The organism is Sediminibacillus terrae, from assembly GCF_009602435.1.
In the GTDB taxonomy this organism is placed as follows: Bacteria; Bacillota; Bacilli; order Bacillales; family Amphibacillaceae; genus Sediminibacillus; species Sediminibacillus terrae.
The window spans coordinates 501,147-519,397 of the sequence record NZ_VZDQ01000011.1 but is presented as its reverse complement, the minus strand read 5'-3'; the positions used below and the strand labels follow the sequence as shown (position 1 = coordinate 519,397).

At 42.9% G+C, this 18,251-nt stretch carries 15 protein-coding genes and 1 tRNA gene; 10 read left to right on the top strand and 6 right to left on the bottom strand.

What is annotated here, in order from left to right:
* Positions 1 to 177: 177 nt before the first annotated feature.
* From F6X55_RS05185 to F6X55_RS05170, 4 genes are all read right to left on the bottom strand, one after another.
* Complete coding sequence (locus F6X55_RS05185) at positions 178 to 855, bottom strand: DUF421 domain-containing protein (protein WP_026571083.1); 678 nt, start codon at positions 853 to 855, stop codon at positions 178 to 180.
* Positions 856 to 1,009: 154 nt separating this feature from the next.
* Positions 1,010 to 1,432 (bottom strand): GNAT family N-acetyltransferase, encoded by a 423-nt coding sequence (locus F6X55_RS05180; protein WP_026571082.1) that lies wholly within the window; start codon positions 1,430 to 1,432, stop codon positions 1,010 to 1,012.
* Between the two features lie 3 nt (positions 1,433 to 1,435).
* A complete protein-coding gene (locus F6X55_RS05175) occupies positions 1,436 to 1,954 on the bottom strand; it encodes a YjcG family protein (RefSeq protein WP_026571081.1) in 519 nt (172 codons plus the stop codon).
* A 225-nt stretch (positions 1,955 to 2,179) separates the two neighbouring features.
* Entirely contained in the window at positions 2,180 to 2,905 is a 726-nt protein-coding gene (locus F6X55_RS05170) for an alpha/beta hydrolase (protein ID WP_026571080.1), read from the bottom strand.
* 272 nt (positions 2,906 to 3,177) lie between these two features.
* On the opposite strand from F6X55_RS05170, the gene F6X55_RS05165 reads away from it, so the two are divergent.
* Positions 3,178 to 3,753 carry a general stress protein gene (locus F6X55_RS05165; protein ID WP_153462269.1) on the top strand — a complete coding sequence of 192 codons (576 nt, stop codon included), beginning with the start codon at positions 3,178 to 3,180 and terminating at the stop codon, positions 3,751 to 3,753.
* A gap of 73 nt (positions 3,754 to 3,826) precedes the next feature.
* Here the strand turns inward: F6X55_RS05165 and F6X55_RS05160 are convergent, their stop codons facing one another.
* On the bottom strand, positions 3,827 to 4,921 hold the full coding sequence (locus F6X55_RS05160; protein ID WP_153462267.1) for an NAD(P)-dependent alcohol dehydrogenase: 1,095 nt from the start codon (positions 4,919 to 4,921) through the stop codon (positions 3,827 to 3,829).
* A gap of 187 nt (positions 4,922 to 5,108) precedes the next feature.
* Here F6X55_RS05160 and F6X55_RS05155 point away from each other — a divergent pair, with 187 nt between their 5' ends.
* The gene (locus F6X55_RS05155; RefSeq protein WP_153462265.1) at positions 5,109 to 6,065 is read left to right on the top strand and encodes a VanW family protein; all 957 of its coding nucleotides are present in this window, start codon (positions 5,109 to 5,111) and stop codon (positions 6,063 to 6,065) included.
* A 6-nt stretch (positions 6,066 to 6,071) separates the two neighbouring features.
* Here the strand turns inward: F6X55_RS05155 and F6X55_RS05150 are convergent, their stop codons facing one another.
* Complete coding sequence (locus tag F6X55_RS05150; protein ID WP_026571076.1) at positions 6,072 to 6,392, bottom strand: hypothetical protein; 321 nt, start codon at positions 6,390 to 6,392, stop codon at positions 6,072 to 6,074.
* Between the two features lie 135 nt (positions 6,393 to 6,527).
* Here F6X55_RS05150 and F6X55_RS05145 point away from each other — a divergent pair, with 135 nt between their 5' ends.
* The 8 genes from F6X55_RS05145 to F6X55_RS05110 all read left to right on the top strand — a co-directional run bounded on the left by F6X55_RS05145 (position 6,528) and on the right by F6X55_RS05110 (position 18,240).
* Positions 6,528 to 7,295: an HAD-IIB family hydrolase gene (locus F6X55_RS05145; RefSeq protein WP_153462263.1), complete on the top strand. Its 768-nt coding sequence runs from the start codon at positions 6,528 to 6,530 to the stop codon at positions 7,293 to 7,295.
* Between the two features lie 138 nt (positions 7,296 to 7,433).
* Positions 7,434 to 7,506: transfer RNA gene (locus F6X55_RS05140), tRNA-Val, on the top strand.
* A gap of 733 nt (positions 7,507 to 8,239) precedes the next feature.
* Positions 8,240 to 8,662 (top strand): hypothetical protein, encoded by a 423-nt coding sequence (locus F6X55_RS05135; RefSeq protein WP_026571625.1) that lies wholly within the window; start codon positions 8,240 to 8,242, stop codon positions 8,660 to 8,662.
* A gap of 462 nt (positions 8,663 to 9,124) precedes the next feature.
* The gene (locus tag F6X55_RS05130; protein ID WP_153462261.1) at positions 9,125 to 9,754 is read left to right on the top strand and encodes a hypothetical protein; all 630 of its coding nucleotides are present in this window, start codon (positions 9,125 to 9,127) and stop codon (positions 9,752 to 9,754) included.
* A 74-nt stretch (positions 9,755 to 9,828) separates the two neighbouring features.
* Positions 9,829 to 10,584 carry a hypothetical protein gene (locus tag F6X55_RS05125; protein WP_153462259.1) on the top strand — a complete coding sequence of 252 codons (756 nt, stop codon included), beginning with the start codon at positions 9,829 to 9,831 and terminating at the stop codon, positions 10,582 to 10,584.
* Positions 10,585 to 10,931: 347 nt separating this feature from the next.
* Positions 10,932 to 13,304 carry an RNA polymerase recycling motor HelD gene (helD, locus tag F6X55_RS05120; protein WP_153462256.1) on the top strand — a complete coding sequence of 791 codons (2,373 nt, stop codon included), beginning with the start codon at positions 10,932 to 10,934 and terminating at the stop codon, positions 13,302 to 13,304.
* A 54-nt stretch (positions 13,305 to 13,358) separates the two neighbouring features.
* On the top strand, positions 13,359 to 15,953 hold the full coding sequence (gene ppsA / locus F6X55_RS05115; RefSeq protein WP_153462255.1) for a phosphoenolpyruvate synthase: 2,595 nt from the start codon (positions 13,359 to 13,361) through the stop codon (positions 15,951 to 15,953).
* A 340-nt stretch (positions 15,954 to 16,293) separates the two neighbouring features.
* Entirely contained in the window at positions 16,294 to 18,240 is a 1,947-nt protein-coding gene (locus F6X55_RS05110; RefSeq protein ID WP_026771720.1) for a beta-glucoside-specific PTS transporter subunit IIABC, read from the top strand.
* Positions 18,241 to 18,251 lie beyond the last annotated feature (11 nt).

Here is an 18,251-nt window from a genome sequence, read left to right as displayed (position 1 = left end):
TGTCTCCTGTTCCAAGACAACGGCTCCGTCAAAAGTGATTGTATCCATGAACCGCCTCTCTTTTTCCTTCCTTACTTACTCCGTCTAAAGTAATGGATTTTTATCCGAGCAGTTCCCACGGAATAGAAAACTGGAACGGCGGTCCAAATAACTGGAAAGCTTTAAGGACTAACTTGATCAATACGGTTGGACATGCAGCGGATGGCCCTCTTTCCATTCTGCAAAAAATACCTCTTTCGGTGACTGGACCTCTTGCTTGGAAAGTTCCGTATGCAGCCACTTTTCATCTAGGTCGGCTTCTGCTAGATTGTCATAAAGTATTTCACCGTCTGATATGAGGGTGAAGGCCAACAGTGGTTCCTCCGGCTGAAGATTCATATCCTGGCGTGTCGGGGGCTGGGCCTGGGACTTTTTCATGACTGAAATGGATCCATCTGTTTCCAGGATGGCAAAGGCTACCTCGTTAACAGAAAAAGCCCCCTTAGCACGCAGCAGATGCTGCAACTGGTTGATATCAAGTTTGCTTTTTTTCATTTGTTCACGTTGCAGATGCCCCTTGTTGATAATGATTGCCGGCATTCCTTCCAGCAGCCTGCGTGATTTTTTGAACTTTTGGGTCATAATCTCTGTCACATAGAGTAAAACGCCCCATAACAACACCGCGTAGCCGATTTCAAACAATCCTGCTTGATCATCGAACAAAGCATTTCCGACCAGTTCACCGAGAATGAGTGCAGCGATAAAATCGAAAGCAGTTAACTGGGTAATTTGGGTTTTGCCCAAAAATTTCGTAATCAAAAACAATGCGAAGAATCCAAAAATCGTCTCCACTAATATAGAAACGGCGTTATCCATTTTCACAACCCCCTTGCCATTCTTTTTTATCCTTGCCCATTACTTCTGGCTTCATACAAAAAACGTATGAATGACGTATCGGAATTTCGAGGGCTGAGGAGGGTGTAGGCAATAAAAAAACCTTGCCGGAAAGACAAGGTTTCGATTTTCTTCTTTATAATTCTTTTATCATGGTAACATGAGGGATCCCGGCGTCCATAAATTCCCCGGAAACGGTTTGATAACCGAGTGATTTATAAAACTCCTCCGCGTGCGTTTGGGCATTCAGTTTGGACTTTTGAAATCCGTTCTCCCGAATTGCAGCTTCCATTTCTTTGATTATCTGGGAACCGAAAGAACGGCCTCGATACTCCTTGAGAACACAAATTCTTTCCAGCTTTCCATACGAATCGACGAATCGGAGCCGGCTTGCTGCCACTGGCTTTTCATTTTCATAGCCGACAAAATGGACAGCTTTCTCTTCCAAATCATCGATTTCCAGTTCCGCAGGGACGTTTTGCTCCTCGACAAAAACAGTATTCCTTACTTGGTATGCTTGTTTTTGTTCTGCTTCTGTTGCTACTTGTTTGACTTGCATTGTTTAATTCTGCTCCTCGTCGAACGTAAAGGTTTCAAAAACAGTCCAGGCGCCATTTTCCAGCTGGTACATCAATTGAAAACGATCGACTGTCTGTTCCAGGTCGAAGTTTTGCATTTTTAAACTGCCGAATACATCCGAGTATTCATCATGCGAAAGCTTTTGGGCGATGGTTATATGCGGGACGAAAGTGTACGTTTTTTCTTGCGGCAAGTTACCGGTATGCAATCTTTCATTCAATTTAAGCAATTCGTCGACAGGTTCGACTTTTAAGTATATCGTGTTAGTCACGGGAGAAAAGGAGCTTACTTTGTGAATCTGCAACGGAAAGGGCTTGGTTTCCGCAGCCACTTTACGTAGTTCTCCCACTATCTGTTTTAAATCATCTTCATTGGCCTCGAACGGCTCTTTTAATGTAAGATGCGGCGGAATGAGTGCATAATGCGGATCATACCGCTTTCTGTATGAATTAGCCGTATCTTGAATTTTCTTCTCTGGGAAAATAGCAATACCATATCTCATGAATATTCCTCCTGTATGATTGGTTTACGTTAGGCAATATTGAATAGCTTGGTATTTTGATTGATCATGTAGCTAATTCCAATTCGGTTACCAACCATTATATCAAAAATTGGTAAAACGGGCGTAGCCAAAATTGATGAAAATGCACAAATTTTAAAAAACTCTGCTTGAAGGAATGTCTACGGATGAACGTTTTAAATATCAACAGTAAGGTTGTTTTTTTCGTCAGCCATTAAACATCGTGACAAGCGCCCGTTTCAAATCCTTTTGCCAGTACTTCCACGTATGATTTCCTTCCAGCTCGTGATATACATAGTTGGTATTCTGTCGTTCGATAAGATCACGAAGTTTTCGATTCGGTTCCAAAAAATTTTTGCGATCCCCTGCTGTTGTCGGAACATCTGTCTCTTCGTCCCCGATTGTGTGATAAATGGCAAGGGTGTCGACCGACTTGGCAGATTGAACAGCATGGAAGACTTTTTCATCTACATAAGGCGACTGCATGATTACCTTTCCGAAAGTGTTCGGATATTTCAAAGCAGTCATCAAAGCCAATGTCCCAGCCAGTGAGTCACCTATCAGTGCACGGCTGCCACCCACGTGATATGTCGGCAGTTCTTCATCTAACAGCGGAACCACCTCGTGAAGAAGGAACTGCATATAAGCGGTCTGCTTAGTTCCGTCTGGATGATATTTATCCTGGCGGTCGTATTTATCATTATAATGAATCCCTACAAAAACAGTATTTTCAATCTCTCCGTCGCTATGCAGCCGATCGCTCAATGTCGCTATCCGCCCGAGTTGAAAGTAATCATTTCCATCCTGCATGATACAGACATGGTACTTGTACAAAGGAGAGAAAGACTCCGGCAGATACCATTTGATCGTCATGGTTTCATCTAAGTACTTGCTGTCGATTTGTCGATCAAGCATCTTTCCTTTTCTACCCATTGTGACTCACTCCTCTAAACATGCAGCGAAGAAGTATCCTATAAGATTCCCCCTGTCGCCCCCAACTAAACAAATCTAAGCCCAGTTTAACATAAAACCACCAAAAAAGAACATATGAGTGCAGGGAAGAGGACACGGGGACAGTCCCTCCGTGAATTAATTCACAATAAACAGCGATAACGAAAAGGTTCGGGGGACAGTCCCCAGTCACGATTTATCTTTGAATTTGCCGGGTATAGACTTGTAAAACCTTAAAAAGGAGGCGGACTTATATGGAAAGCAAAGTGATCGGCGGGGTTTTTAAAACACAGGAAGATGCCGTCAAAGCGATTAAAGAGCTACAGGAAAAAGGTTATAAAAAAGAAGATATATCTGTATTTGCCAAGGATAGCGATGATGCAGAAGCGATTGGCGATGAAACGGATACCAGTATAAGCAAAGACAAGAGTGGACGTGGCAAAAATGCCGGAAAAGGACTCGGTATCGGGATAGGTACCGGTGGCGTTCTCGGAGGGATTACCGGTTTGATAGCCGAAGTCGGTCTTTTGGCAATCCCTGGTGTCGGGGCAATCGCTGCCGCAGGGCCGATTGCTGCAGCATTGACGGGTGCAGGCATCGGAGCGGGCGGTGGCGGTATCGTCGGTGCGCTCGTGGGCGCAGGTATCCCGGAAGAACATGCCAAGGAATATGAACGCCATCTGAAAAACGGAAATATCGTTGTTTTAGTCGAGACAGGGGAAAATGATCGAGAAGTTTATAAAACCTTCCTGGCCAATAAAACGGAAAACCATACCATTTATCCAGACGAAGTAGTGGTTAACGAACCAAGAAGCCATCAGCAACCATAATGAGGAAAAAGGGGGAAAAGGGGGACAGTCCCTCTGGGGAAATATACCCAGAGGGACTGTCCCCCCCTAACATTTAATGTGCCATTTTGACAATGGGTTTTACAGTGGTGCCTTGTTTTGAATCAGCAAAAGCTTGATTGATGTCTTTTAGTTCATAGAAATCGATAAGCTTATCGAATGGGAACTGTCCATTTTTGTAAAACTCTATCAACTTAGGAATGAACAGTTGGGGGATAGCATTTCCTTCAATGGCTCCCACAAGCCCTTTACCCAATGCCATGATATCTTCAAAAACGTTGAACTCCGTTTCCTGAGTGACTCCTACAACTGCAGAAATCCCCAATGGCTTCAATGCTTGTAAGGATTGGCGTGCCAAAGCAGGTACGCTGGTCGTTTCAATCGCATAGTTCGTGCCCCCGCCGGTCAGCTTGCGGATTTCCTCTACTGTATCGACTTCTTTGCCATTAAGGACGTGGCTGGCCCCCAATTCTCTCGCCAATTCCAGGCGGCTGTCATGCACATCGATTGCGATGATTTGGGAACAGCCGACAATTTTAGCTGCCATCACAGCACTAAGACCGACAGCTCCGCAGCCGAAAATAGCAATGGTTTCACCAAATTTCGGCTGTAACTTGTTCAATACAGTACCGCTCCCGGTTTGTATGCCGCAGCCGAGCGGTCCGAGCAAAGCAAGGTCGACATCTTTATCTACCTTCACCACATTTCGTTCGTTGGCGATGGCAAAAGTTCCAAAAGAGGATTGGCCGAAAAAGCTGGAAACAGACTCTCCGTCCTGCTTAATCCGAGTGGTGTTGTCATTCATTTTCCCACCAAAATTCAAATCGTTAAAGTACAGGCAATAAGCCGGATGGCCGGATAAACAGTTCTCACAATGCCCACAAGATGAAAAGGACAGTACAACGTGATCTCCTTTTTCGACCGTATGGACATTGGAACCGACTTTCTCAATAATACCGGAGCCTTCATGACCGAGAACTGCCGGTAGCGGGACAGGGACCTCCTGATCCCTGGCGACCGCATCCGTATGACAAACCCCGGAAGCAACCACTTTAACCAAGACTTCATTGTCGGTTGGTTCCGCCAATTCCACTTCTTCTATTTGAAAATCTTCCCCTTTACCATGAATTACAGCAGCTTTCACTTTCATGCCCATTCTCCTTTTATCGTCATTTCCTCGTAGCTTTCCCAAAAAAAATGAAGATAAACCACGAGCGGGGTCAGTCCCTCTGTGAATAATTCACATAGGGACTGACCCCAAAATGTCTCGAAAAGCAATACCAATCAACTCACATGATTTGTCTGTTTTCATCCATACTAACACCGGAGGTATCCATATGAAAACGTTTCTTGTATCTATTTTATTAACGTCGATTATACCGATTCAGGAGCATCCGTCCGATCCGCCAAAGCACCCGGTCCTGCCAGAAGTACAACAACCGCCGGCGTTCACGGTCACCCATGAAGGTAAAACCATCCATCAGATAACAGGTAAAGATGCGAGTCTTCCTTATATAGATGGAGTGTGGCTTGATATGGCAAAATACAATCAATTCCAGGAAGAAGTCGCTTCACAGGTATATCGTGAACCAGTCAATGCCAAAATTGATGAAAATGGACAAATAAAGCCGGCAAAACCTGGCCGTGAACTTGATCGGGAACAGTTCAACCACCAATTTGCGAGCTACTTTTATGGGGGTGAAGCTTCCAAGGTGGAGACACCGCTCCGGGTCGTCCACCCACGTGTCGATGAAGAATTGCTTGCTTCTATCCGTGAGCGAAAAATCGGCCAGTATGTCACTTATTATAATGAAAGCAATAAAGAACGATCAAAAAACGTAGCATTAGCTGCCGAGGCAATTGACAACCATGTCGTGTTTCCAAACGAAACCTTCTCTTTTAATGGTGTAGTAGGAAAACGTACGAAGGAAAAGGGCTACCTGCCGGCCCCGGTGATTGTAAAAGGGGAATTGGCGGAAGATATCGGCGGGGGAATCTGCCAAATTTCCTCCACTCTGTATAACGCAGTCGACCAGGCAGGCGTGAAAATAATTGAAAGATATTCCCACAGTCGCCGCGTTCCTTATGTACCGCCCGGAAGAGACGCTACAGTCAGTTGGTATGGGCCGGATTTCACCTTCGAAAATGATTATAACCAACCTATATTAATTCGCGCAAAAGCAGTAAATGGGAGAGTATTGATCAATATCTTTTCATCGGAAACCATTAAAAATCAGAAACGTGAAGTACCGGAAGCGGATGCGGAACCACCAAAAGAGGTGCCTGCTGATTAGAGGGGCTCAATCGGTTCCATGCACCCCGAGATCATCAAGCAAAATTTTCAACTCTTCCGCTGCCCGGTCCGTACCTTTGTAATAATCCTCGATGCTGCAGTTTTGTAAGTATTGGTAGCGATCAATAATATCATCGAGCGCCACTCGTTCTTCATCGGCTGCATTCAAGTAATAGGGAGCCAGGGCGGCACATAAAACGGTGAACGCGCCCTGGCTGTTTTCTATATAATCGACCGTAATAATCCCGGCCATCGAATTTTTCTTTTTGATATTCAATGCCCGCTTTGCAGCAATTTCAAGCTTGATCGCGATTTGTTGACTGAACACACAAACAGTCCCTTCTTTTCCGGTTTCATTTATACCATCTTACCAGAAGAGAAAGCGCTTTAAAAAGATAAAGCCCTTTTTTGTAGATATACCATGTTATAATAAGCGTAAAAGACGGCAGGGAGATTAGAAAAGATGAACATTGTGTTTGATTTGGATGGAACAATTTGTTTCAAAGGAAACCCCGTATCAGAAACCATTCTGCAAGTGTTGGAACAGGCCCAGGAACAGGGCAACAAGATTATTTTTGCGTCGGCCCGCCCGATCCGGGACATGTTGCCAGTTCTTGATTCTCGATTTCATGCATATCCCATGATAGGAGGAAATGGATCACTGACTTCCGAACGGGGAATTCTTACGAACAAGACAGCCTTTTCGCTTCACCAAAGAGAAATCATAAACCATTTACTCAAAAGTCAAAATGCAGCATATTTAGTTGATGGAGAGTGGGACTATTCCTATACAGGGCCTGCAGACCATCCCATTTTAAGCAAAGTGGACCCAGGCAATTTAGCAAAAAATATACCGATAGAACAGCATCCTTCCATTGTAAAAGCACTTATTCTATTTGCCGATGATATGGATCTGTTTCCCAGGGAGCTGGAAGAAATAGATGTTGTGATCCACCGCCATTCAGAAGAAAATGTGTTGGATATCAGTCCGGAAAATGTTGATAAACATACAGCGTTAAAGATGCTAGGGATAGATGAATATATCGCATTCGGAAACGATGCGAATGATATCCAGATGTTCAAGAATGCACGACACAGCGTGATGATCGGTCATCATACCGGGCTTGCTCCTTTCGCTTCGGAAGAAATCACGTTAGAGGGAGACTTTGAAGCGGTGATTGCCGAACGTATTGCTCAACTAGGAACTGTCCGCGAAGGAAGCAAGATGTAAGAAAAATTCCATGATAAAGCATGGCTGACCCCTTCGTTACCGCCTATACTTTCATAAGAGACAAGGCAAAAAAGAATAGTGTTGACAAAAAGAGAATTTCCTATTAAAGTAATAGTTGTCGATAAAATATTATATTGTGATTCCGTAGCTCAGCTGGGAGAGCGCCACCTTGACAGGGTGGAGGTCGTTGGTTCGAGCCCAATCGGAATCATACCCAGAACCCTTGATAGATAAGGGTTCTTTTCTTTATAGAGGCTGTTTTTTGCTGATTTTCAAAACATGACCAATTTTTTGCGCTGCTTCCTTATTTGCAATTTCTAAAGCATGGCCATATATGTCTATCTTAAACTGCATTTCCTGTAGTCTAAGTACTAATCAGTATGAGATGGTCTATATTATTGAAGCTATTGAGGAATAAGATTGGAAATGGTATATTTTTAACCTTATCGAAAAATTAAGGTACTCCTTTGGAACAAGATGAACATATGTACACAAAGAAGAATTTTGTTAAAAAAGAGTATTTGGTTATTGTAGTCATCAAATTAGAGTAGTTGTCCGAGATAAGGAAACCCTGAGGACACTGACTAAGTTGCGAACGCAACTGCTTAGTCAGTGTCCATTTTTAATACTCAAGGCAGTGTTATGTATAACTTCCAATAGTGGATCCACAACTCCTGCAGGGATAAGGTAAGTCACAACAGAAGCCGTTTGAAAGCGCAATAAATATGTTTCAAATGTCCGAAAAGTTCAGGATGCCTCAACATCGTCCTTGTGTTTAAATTGGAAGGAGGGACGGCGAAGACCAGCTTCTCCTTTTTGAATTGATTGATTAAAACTCTTTAGGATTATTTATGAAAAAATTCAATTTTTTTCTAAACTTTATCTAAAATCACCCGATGATAGGAGTGAAAGTATTTATTTTCCAATTTAAAGGAGGAGATTTTTTGAAGAAGTTTTTCACACTAGTAGGCGTAATGGTCTTGGCGGTGGTTGGATTCACGACAACCGCATCTGCACAGGAGAATGAAAAGAATGTAACTGTGCAGTCTGTGGATGATATTAACTTTGATAGGGCTTATGAGATTGAGGCTGGGGAGACCTATACAAGAACTATAATAAACAGATATGCAGATCCTACGGTATATAAAGTTATGTTTCCATATTCAACAGAAGCAGGGTTTAGCATCTTTTCTTTAGACGCATATTACAACATGGAAATCTATGATGAAAACTATAACCAAATCGGATTTTTAGAAGACGACGACAAGATAATGTACGTTGACGGAAATTCCTGGTATTACTTAGTTGTTCGCGCAGGAACAACTTCATCATATGGCTATGATTTTCAACTAAGAACGGTCTACTAATTAAAATTAGGCACCTTAACAGGTGTCTTTTTTTGTCGATGGTGACGAAACGAAAAACAAAGGCACTCTTATGTTAATTTATGTGAAGTATAGTTGTTACCCATGCGGCAAAAATTACTTAGATTATCTTTCAGCGTTGATAATTGAGGACATACAGTTAGGAAAATTGTCTTTCGATCGAGGATTTAGACTTTTTTTATCATTCTTTTAAAATTCCTATTTTTAGCATTCCTCCATTGATGGACTTTGTGTTACAATCGTAAAGCGTTTGTAATAAAAATGAAATGATGAGGGTGGATACATAGAGACAACATATATTCATAAAGTTAGCGATGCTGGAAAGCCTGTCACGGAAAAGATGTTCCTTGATTAGGAATAAACTTGCAAGGAAGATACAGCGCGCGCATGTTCCTTGCATAAGAAAAAGGGAGTTATATTTTAAAAAGTAAGGGGTCAATAAAAATGAAAAAGTTTATTATCATGATGTTTTTTGCACTTGTACTACTCGCTGCTTGTTCTTCAGAGAGCGGAGACGAAGGAAAGAGCGAAGAGGCGTCAGCCAACACAGAAGAAACGGATAAAGATAACAGTGAGTCAGTTAATGTCGACAAAGGTTTGCTGAATGTGGAAATCACCCTTCCCGCTTCGATGGTAGAGGGAGAAAGCATCGAGGATTTGGAAACAGAAGCAAAAGAAGATGGAATTAAAAAAGTTACAAAAAACGACGATGGATCAGTTACTTATAAAATGTCTAAGTCGACGCATAAAGAATTGATGGGCGAAATGGAAGAGAGCCTCAAGGATAGTATCGAAGAAACGAAAAACAGCGAAGATTATGTTTCTATTAAAGATATTAAGCATAATAATGATTTTTCTGCCTTCACCATGATTGTTAATAAATCTGATTATGAAAACAGTATGGATGGATTTGCAACCATGTCCCTTGGAATGGCAGGGATGATGTATCAGTTGTTTGATGGAGCCGATCCAGATGAATATTCCGTTACCATTGCTGTCCAAGATGAAGAATCCGGGGATAAGTTCGACGAAGTGGTTTATCCTGATGCACTGGAAGATATGGAGACAGAGTAATACAACATTCAAGAATCAATTTGCTGAATTAGTAAATTGGTGATTCATGATTAGGGGAAAATGGAGGCATATTAGTGAAAAAGTTGGTTTGGATTGCAATCACCGCAATAATGTTATTGATCATATCGGCATGTGGAAATGCAGATAGTACGTCTGGAACAGAAGATCCAAAAGGCGAAGCCGCAGCGAGCGATCAAGAAGAAGTATCGAATCAGGATGCAGCTGAAGATGAAGACGCTGATGAGGAAACAAGTGAAAAATCCCCAGAAGGAGAGGACATTCCCAAAGTAGAGAAAGATGAGAATGGAAATTACATTTTGACAACGGTCGGACAAACGATTGACGAACCAGATACTGGTACAATCGAATTGATGAAGATCAAGGATGTTAATGAAACGGTGGATATCAGTCCAATCAAAGTCACGGTGAAAGATATCAAATTGTTTCAAATAACAGATGTTCAGGAAACGATGATAGATTACTTATCGATGTACGGTTTAGAAAACACTGCTCCAGAAAAGTTGAATTATATTCAAATTGCTTATAAAAGTGAGAACACAGAAGACAAGGATATCGATTGGTATGGCATTCAAAATGTCGTTATATCCAATGGGGAGCAATTGGATGCGATGATGAATGACTTTATTTCCGATGATCATGATATGGATACTATCTACTATGGCAATGTGAAAAAAGATGGAACAGTAGGACTGCTGTATAAAGGAAATCCAGAAGAAGTCGAGTCGGTGAAAATAATCTTCGGTGAATCCATGGATGCAGAATCGTATGAAACGTTAACGGAAAAACAACAAGTGGAATATGAACTATAAAAAGAAAATCCCCGATTTAAACCGGGGATTTTTTTATTTTAAAGTGTATTACGAAGTTATTTGGAATCAAATCATTGTTGTAAACAATTTGTTTGTCATTCTTATTAGCAGAAAAGTAAACTCAAAAGAGAGCGGGATTTCACGTGCACATGAAATCCCGCTCTCTTTTATTGAACGAAAAAAATCCAATGATATCACAAAAACCATTGAATCCTCTTAGCTTTTATGGTAACTTAAATAAGTATGTATTGTTGTTTATATTAATAAAACACACTATCTCTATTTTAATTATACAACTCACACAATGCATTAGTCAACCCTTTTATAAAAAATTAAGGAGTGTTGCTATGGGATTGGATTTTCAGCAGGAGCAGATACGTTTAGCCAAAGTCCAAAAGACGCTTTCAGAGGAAGCTGACAGACTCGAAACAGAAACATCCAGGCGAAAACAAGAGGTTGTTCATATCAGGAAACACTTCTGGGACGAAGTAAAAGTGAACACCGAGACCTTTGATGATTACCTGGAAACCATCATTGGCTTGAGGCAAGAGGCACAGGCCTTGTCGGTAACCCAGAGTATCCATCGGCATGCTTCCAAGCGGTTGTCGACGCTGCGCCGTATGCAGGACATTCCCTACTTTGGCCGTATTGATTTTAAAGAAGAAGGGTCTTCTGAGGTGGAAGAGATTTATATCGGTATTTCCTCGCTTAGAGACGATAGCGGCGAAAACTTTTTGATTTACGACTGGAGGGCGCCGGTTGCAAGTGTTTACTACGATTATCAGCCTGGCCCGGCGAAATATCGAGCCCCCGAAGGAGATGTCCGGGGGGAATTGAAGAAAAAATGGCAATACCTTATTCGTCGGGGTGTTCTTGAATCACTATTCGATACGGGTCTTACCATAGGGGATGAGATTTTACAGGAGGTTCTGGGCCAAGGTACTGATAAACAAATGCACAATATAGTAGCGACCATTCAACAGGAGCAGAACTATATAATCCGCCATGACCAAGGAAGACTGCTCGTTGTTCATGGGCCGGCTGGAAGCGGCAAGACATCTGCCGCCATGCAACGGATTGCTTATTTGCTCTATAAATATCGAGATCGTTTACATGCTGATCAAATCATTCTTTTTTCACCTAATGCGATGTTCAGCAGTTATGTGTCCAGTGTGTTGCCGGAACTTGGGGAAGAAAATATGCAACAAGTTACCTTCCAGGAATATCTGAATCACCGTTTGAGTGAACAGTTTCAAGTAGAAAATCCCTATGACCAATTAGAATATGTTTTGACGGCTGATCATACTTCTTCTTACCAGACAAGGCTCGCGGGTATTCGTTTGAAAGGATCTGCAAGCTTTGTCGAGGCGGTCCAAACGTACAGCCATTCTCTGGAACGGACTGGGCTGCTCTTTCTGGATATTGCCTTCAGAGGGGAAACAATCATTACTGCACGACAAATAGAAGAAAGATTTTATAATGAGGACACTTCTCTTCGTATTCCTAACAGACTTGAAAAATTGAAGGATTGGCTGATGAAAAAAATAAAAGAAACTCAAAAGGCCGAAAGGAAAAAGCCGTGGGTGCAGGAAGAAATCGAACTACTAAGCGACGAAGAGTACCAGGAGGCACGAACTTTCTTAGCGGAAAAACAAGGGTTAAAACGAGAAGCGGTCGACCACTATGAGGTCGATCCAGAAGCACTTGCAAGGTTGATGGTTCACCAAAAGTGGAAACCGCTGCGAAAAAAAGTCAGCTCGTACCATTTCATTGACTTTAAAGGAATTTACAGGCAGCTTTTTGCAGATTCCGATCAATTCTTTGAAGGAGCAAATTTAGCGGAGTGGTCGACTATTTGCAAGGTTACACGGGAAATGCTGGATGAAGACAAACTATTTTATGAAGATGCCACGCCATTTCTATTTCTAAAAGAGTTGATTCAGGGCTTTCAGACGAACAGCTCGATCAAACATCTCGTCGTTGATGAGGCTCAGGATTATACCCCTTTTCAATTTGAGTTTCTGAAGCGTTTATTCCCCGCAGCAAGGATGACAGTGCTTGGCGACTTTAATCAGGCCATATTCGCTCATGCCGATGGAAGGGTTGATTTCGACATGCTTACCCGCCTTTTCGGTCCGGACAAAACAGAATTGGTGAATATAGCGAGGAGTTACCGATCTACCAAGCCGATTATTGAATGTACACGGAAAATTGTTCCGAACGGTGGAGAGATAATTCCTTTTGAACGTGCTGGGGAACGACCTTGTTTCAAACGAGTAGAAAATCGAGTAGAACTGCATACCTGTATTGCCTCCCAAATAACTGCGTTGCAAAGGAAGGGATATAAAAGTATTTCCATCATATGCAAATCGGCTGAGGAAAGCGCAAAAGCATATGAATCCTTGTCAACCATCGAAGGGATCAATCTGTTGAAGAGTAATTCGGCGACATATGAGCAAGGAGTCGTTGTGCTTCCGGCATATTTGTCCAAGGGAGTCGAATTCGATGCTGTCATTATTTATGATGCTTCGGAGGATGTCTATGGAGATGAGAGCTTGCGGAGAATATTTTACACGGCTTGTACAAGAGCTATGCATTATTTGCAGTTTTATAGTGTCGGGCAACCGAGCCCTTTTTTACGAAGTGTATTGCGGGATGGTTACATTCACGTTGTCTCGCCGGATAACGAAACGACGTTTGAAACCATAGATGAGGAATAGGGATTGACACGGAAAAAGAAAAACGCTTGGACGAGAAACAGAGGAGGTAATGTGATGGATGCTTATGTTTTGAGATTTCAAGACATCGACAACACCAAACGAAAGATGGTCGGTGGCAAAGCGATGAACGTGGCCAAATGCTCGAAACTGGAAGGGATACACGTACCGGAAGGATTTTGCGTAACCACCGAAGCTTTTAAAAAAGTTTTTAGGGAAAATCAGACGTTTCATCAATTGCTGAATCAATTAGCAGATCGGAACATGGAGGAACGAGAAGAAATCAGGAAAATCAGCCAGGAAATCCGCGAGCTGATTGAAGAAATCGAAATCGAGAAGAGGATCGAAAAGGATATTGTTGAATGTCTCGTATCTTTGGGTGTTGAACAAGCATATGCAGTGCGGTCCAGTGCCACTGCTGAAGATTTGCCAGACGCTTCTTTTGCAGGTCAACAAGAAACGTATCTAAATATAAAAGGACAAGAATCAATATTGCATTATATCAGAAAATGTTGGGCTTCCCTGTTCACGGAGCGTGCTGTCATTTATCGTATGCAGAATGGTTTCGGGCACGGCCAAGTGTATTTATCCGTTATCATTCAGCAAATGGTTTTTCCACAGTCTTCAGGGATATTATTTACTGCTGATCCTGTCACCTCTAATCGAAAACTGGTATCGATCGATGCCGGTTTTGGACTGGGGGAGGGGCTTGTCTCTGGTTTCGTGTCGGCGGACAATTATAAAGTGCGGGAAGGGGAGATTGTGGAGAAGAAGATTTCTAACAAAAAGTTGGCTATATACGGACGGAAAGAAGGCGGAACGCAGCGAAGGAAAGTGGAACCTCCGCGACAAAATCTTTCCACTCTGACAGATGAGCAGGTTTTAGAACTTGAAAAAATCGGCAGAAAAATTGAGGCATACTTTGGCTGTCCCCAGGATATTGAATGGTGTTATGTGGAGGGTGCCCTCTATATACTTCAAAGTAGACCGATAACGACTTTATACCCGATCCCCGAAACAGGTGATCAAGAAAATCATGTCTTTCTATCTGTCGGCCATCAACAAATGATGACCGATGCGATGAAACCGTTAGGGATCTCTTTGTTTCTGCTGACGACGAATGCCCCCATGTTCGAGGCGGGCGGAAGACTGTTTGTTGATTGTACACAGGCTTTGGCTACCCCTTCCCAAAGAGAAACATTGCTGAACACCATAGGACAATCAGAGCCGCTCACAAAAGACGCTCTCACAAAGGTGGTGGAACGGGAAGGTTTCATCCAACCCAGACCAAACGATCAACAAGAAAAAAAGTCGGAAGGCAGCAATATGCCGGTGAACTTCGAAGACGAACCGTCTATCGTTCCTCAATTGATGGAGCGGCAGCAAAAGTCAATAGAAATGTTAAAGCAAACAATCCAAACGAAAACAGGAGCGGACTTATTCCGTTTTGTTTTAGAGGATATCCAGCAACTAAAGAAGAACCTGTTTGACCCTGAAGGATTGCGTGTGATCAATGGGGCGATGAATGCTTCCGCGTGGCTTAACGAAAAAATGAACGAGTGGTTGGGCGAAAAGAGCGTAGCAGATACGCTTTCTTTATCTGTACCAAACAATGTCACTTCAGAAATGGGCTTGGAGCTGATGGAGGTCGCAGACGTTATCCGTCCTTATCCGGCAATCATCCGGTATCTGGAGGATGTAAAAGACGATAGCTTTTTAGATGAACTGGCTACGTTTAATGGGGGGCAGGAAGCCAAAGATGCTATCAATGCTTACCTCGACAAGTATGGAATGCGATGTCCCGGTGAAATCGATATAACGAAAACGCGTTGGCGTGAAAAACCATCCATCCTCATTCCGATGATTCTCAGTAATGTTCGTAACTTTGAACATGGCGCTGGCACAAGGAAATTCGAGCAAGGACGACAATTGGCTTTGAAAAAAGAACAAGAGCTGCTAGATCGATTAAAACAATTACCTGATGGTGAAAAAAAGGCCGAAAAGACAAAGCGGATGATCAGATTGCTCCGAGGTTCCATCGGCTACCGGGAATATCCCAAATATGGGATGATAAGTCGCTACTATGTGTATAAGCGGGCTTTATGGAAAGAAGCCGGACAGCTTGTCGCAGCCAATATCATTCATGAAAAAGAAGACATTTTCTATCTTTATTTTGAAGAACTGCTCGAAGCAGCGACCACACGTCATTTGGATTACCGACTCATCATCCAACGCAAAAAAGACTACCAACGGTATAAAAAACTAACCCCGCCACGCGTGCTCACTTCCGAGGGAGAAGTCATCGCAGGTGAATATGAAAGAGAAAATCTTCCTGATCAAGCCTTGCCGGGCTTACCGGTTTCTTCCGGAGTAGTAGAAGGGAGAGCGCGGGTCTTCATGGATATGGAAGAGGCGGAGTTGGAAGATGGTGATATTTTGATCACTGCTTATACAGATCCGAGCTGGACACCTTTATTTGTAACGATAAAAGCTCTCGTCACCGAAGTTGGCGGACTGATGACCCACGGAGCGGTGATTGCAAGGGAATATGGCTTGCCGGCAGTCGTCGGAGTGGAAGACGCTACGAAGCTGGTTCAAGATGGACAAAGAATCAGGGTGAACGGTACGGAAGGATATATAGAAATCCTCTGATATCGGTTTGAGAAGGTACCGGGGATATTACCCGGTACCTTTCTATCCGTTAATGGAAAGTTATGTTGTCCAGCATAATCCCAAAGAGCTTTCAGAAGTTGCTTCTTTTGAAAGTCATAAGAGGTAAAGTTGTGAAATCGCTTAACTTTATTATTGACACCCTCAAAAAAGAGTGGTAAATTAAACGTGTAAACGCAAACAATATCATAAACAATTTAGGAATGTTACCTATCTTGGGCATAACCTGAATCGATTTGAGCGACGCATCGCTATGTGTCTGTTCAAAACGGTTCAGGTTTTTTATTTGCAAAATTATGAGGGAAAGACAGGGGGAATCACGATGAAATACAATCAATTGGCGAAAGACATAATCGAAAATGTCGGCGGAAAAGAAAACGTTAACAGTGTCGTTCATTGTATCACACGCCTTCGCTTCAAATTGAAAGATGAAGGAAAAGCGAATACAGAAACGTTGAAAAACATGGATGGCGTTGTGACAGTTCGAAAAAGCGGCGGGCAGTATCAGGTCGTCATCGGAAATCACGTAGCGGATGTTTATCAAGCTGTAGTCGAAGAAGGCGGTTTCCAGGCACAAAAAGAAGTAACCGGTGAGGAAGAGGAAGAGAAAGGAAGTCTGTTCAACCGGTTTATCGATATGATTTCCGGCATTTTCACCCCGATACTGGGAGTATTGGCGGCTTCTGGTATGATCAAAGGGTTCAATGCTCTGTTTGTGGCACTTGGCTGGCTGAACGAGGAAGGCGGAACCTACCAAATTTTGAATGCCATCGGAGACGGTTTGTTTTATTTCTTACCGATCCTACTAGGCTATACAGCGATGAAAAAATTCGGCGGTACACCGTTCTTGGGAATGGTTATCGCGATGGCACTGGTTTATCCCGATTTGGAAGGAATTCCGGCTTCGGGTGACCCTTTATACACATTGTTTTCGGGAACCATGTTTGAATCACCGGTGTATATTGAATTTTTTGGTATTCCGGTCATTTTGATGACCTACTCGATGTCGGTTATCCCGATCATTGTCTCGGCATTCTTTGCGGTTAAGGTGGAACGTTTCCTTAAGAAAATTGTACCGTCCGTTGTAAAAATGTTTTTGGTTCCAATGTTTACTTTATTGATTATTATCCCTTTGACTTTTATTATAATCGGTCCGATTGCGACCTGGGCAAGTCAGTTGATCGGTCAGGCAACCATTTGGGCTTATGATCTTAGTCCAGTTATTGCGGGAATTTTCCTTGGGGGTTTCTGGCTGGTGTTTGTCATGTTCGGTCTGCATTGGGGACTCGTTCCAATCGCGATGAACAATATTGCGGTAGGCGGCATCGACCCGATTTTGGCATTGATTTTTGTCCATTCCTTCGCACTTGCAGCAGCGATATTCGCTGTTTGGCTACGAACAAAAAACCAAAATACGAAGACATTAAGTGTACCGGCCATTATTTCTGCTATCTTCGGAGTAACAGAGCCGGGGATGTATGGTATCGCACTTCCGCTTAAGAAACCGTTTATTTTTACGATTATTTCCTCGGCAATAGGCGGAGGAATCCTGGGGATGTTTGGTACCCAAGCTTATGTCATGGGCGGACTGGGAGTGTTCCAGTATCCTTCCTTTATTCATCCGGAAGAAGGACTCAACACAGCGGCCATAGGTGCATTGGGTGCAGTAGGAGTCGGCGCGGTTTTGGCTTTCGTTTTAACTTACTTCTTCGGCAGCGTCAACAAAATAGAAGAAAGCACAGCAGGATTGGAGAACACGGCGTCTTCCGGTGATTCTTCCCGGGGAGAGATAGCCGCAGGGGAAGAAAAAGTGAACGACGAAACGATTTTCAGCCCTCTAAATGGAGAGGTAAGAAACCTGGCTGATATTGAGGATACAGCTTTCGCATCTGGCTCGTTAGGAGAAGGGATTGCGATTGAACCGTCAGAAGGAAAAGTTTATGCGCCAGTTTCCGGTACCATTTCCGCTTTATTTCCAAGCAATCATGCCATTGGCATCCTGTCTGACCAGGGTGCAGAGGTGTTGATTCACATCGGAATGGATACGGTACAGTTGAATGGAAAACACTTTGAAGCTCATATTGAACAGGGAAGCCGTGTGGAATTAGGTCAACTCTTGATCGAATTCGATTTGGATGCCATAAGGGAAGACGGCTTTTCCTTGACCACCCCTGTAGTGGTTCCGAATTGTGATCATTACGAAATCAAAATGACGAGTGAACAAGAAGTAAAGGCTCAAGATGTATTATTTGAAGCAAAAGCGAGATAAAGTAATACTGT

Excerpts from the sequence above, each read along its gene's own strand:
- F6X55_RS05185 (WP_026571083.1), bottom strand. The coding sequence starts at position 855 with ATGGATAACGCCGTTTCTATATTAGTGGAGACGATTTTTGGATTCTTC.
- F6X55_RS05180 (WP_026571082.1), bottom strand. The coding sequence starts at position 1,432 with ATGCAAGTCAAACAAGTAGCAACAGAAGCAGAACAAAAACAAGCATAC.
- F6X55_RS05175 (WP_026571081.1), bottom strand. The coding sequence starts at position 1,954 with ATGAGATATGGTATTGCTATTTTCCCAGAGAAGAAAATTCAAGATACG.
- F6X55_RS05170 (WP_026571080.1), bottom strand. The coding sequence starts at position 2,905 with ATGGGTAGAAAAGGAAAGATGCTTGATCGACAAATCGACAGCAAGTAC.
- F6X55_RS05165 (WP_153462269.1), top strand. The coding sequence starts at position 3,178 with ATGGAAAGCAAAGTGATCGGCGGGGTTTTTAAAACACAGGAAGATGCC.
- F6X55_RS05160 (WP_153462267.1), bottom strand. The coding sequence starts at position 4,921 with ATGAAAGTGAAAGCTGCTGTAATTCATGGTAAAGGGGAAGATTTTCAA.
- F6X55_RS05155 (WP_153462265.1), top strand. The coding sequence starts at position 5,109 with ATGAAAACGTTTCTTGTATCTATTTTATTAACGTCGATTATACCGATT.
- F6X55_RS05145 (WP_153462263.1), top strand. The coding sequence starts at position 6,528 with ATGAACATTGTGTTTGATTTGGATGGAACAATTTGTTTCAAAGGAAAC.
- F6X55_RS05130 (WP_153462261.1), top strand. The coding sequence starts at position 9,125 with ATGAAAAAGTTTATTATCATGATGTTTTTTGCACTTGTACTACTCGCT.
- helD (WP_153462256.1), top strand. The coding sequence starts at position 10,932 with ATGGGATTGGATTTTCAGCAGGAGCAGATACGTTTAGCCAAAGTCCAA.
- ppsA (WP_153462255.1), top strand. The coding sequence starts at position 13,359 with ATGGATGCTTATGTTTTGAGATTTCAAGACATCGACAACACCAAACGA.
- F6X55_RS05110 (WP_026771720.1), top strand. The coding sequence starts at position 16,294 with ATGAAATACAATCAATTGGCGAAAGACATAATCGAAAATGTCGGCGGA.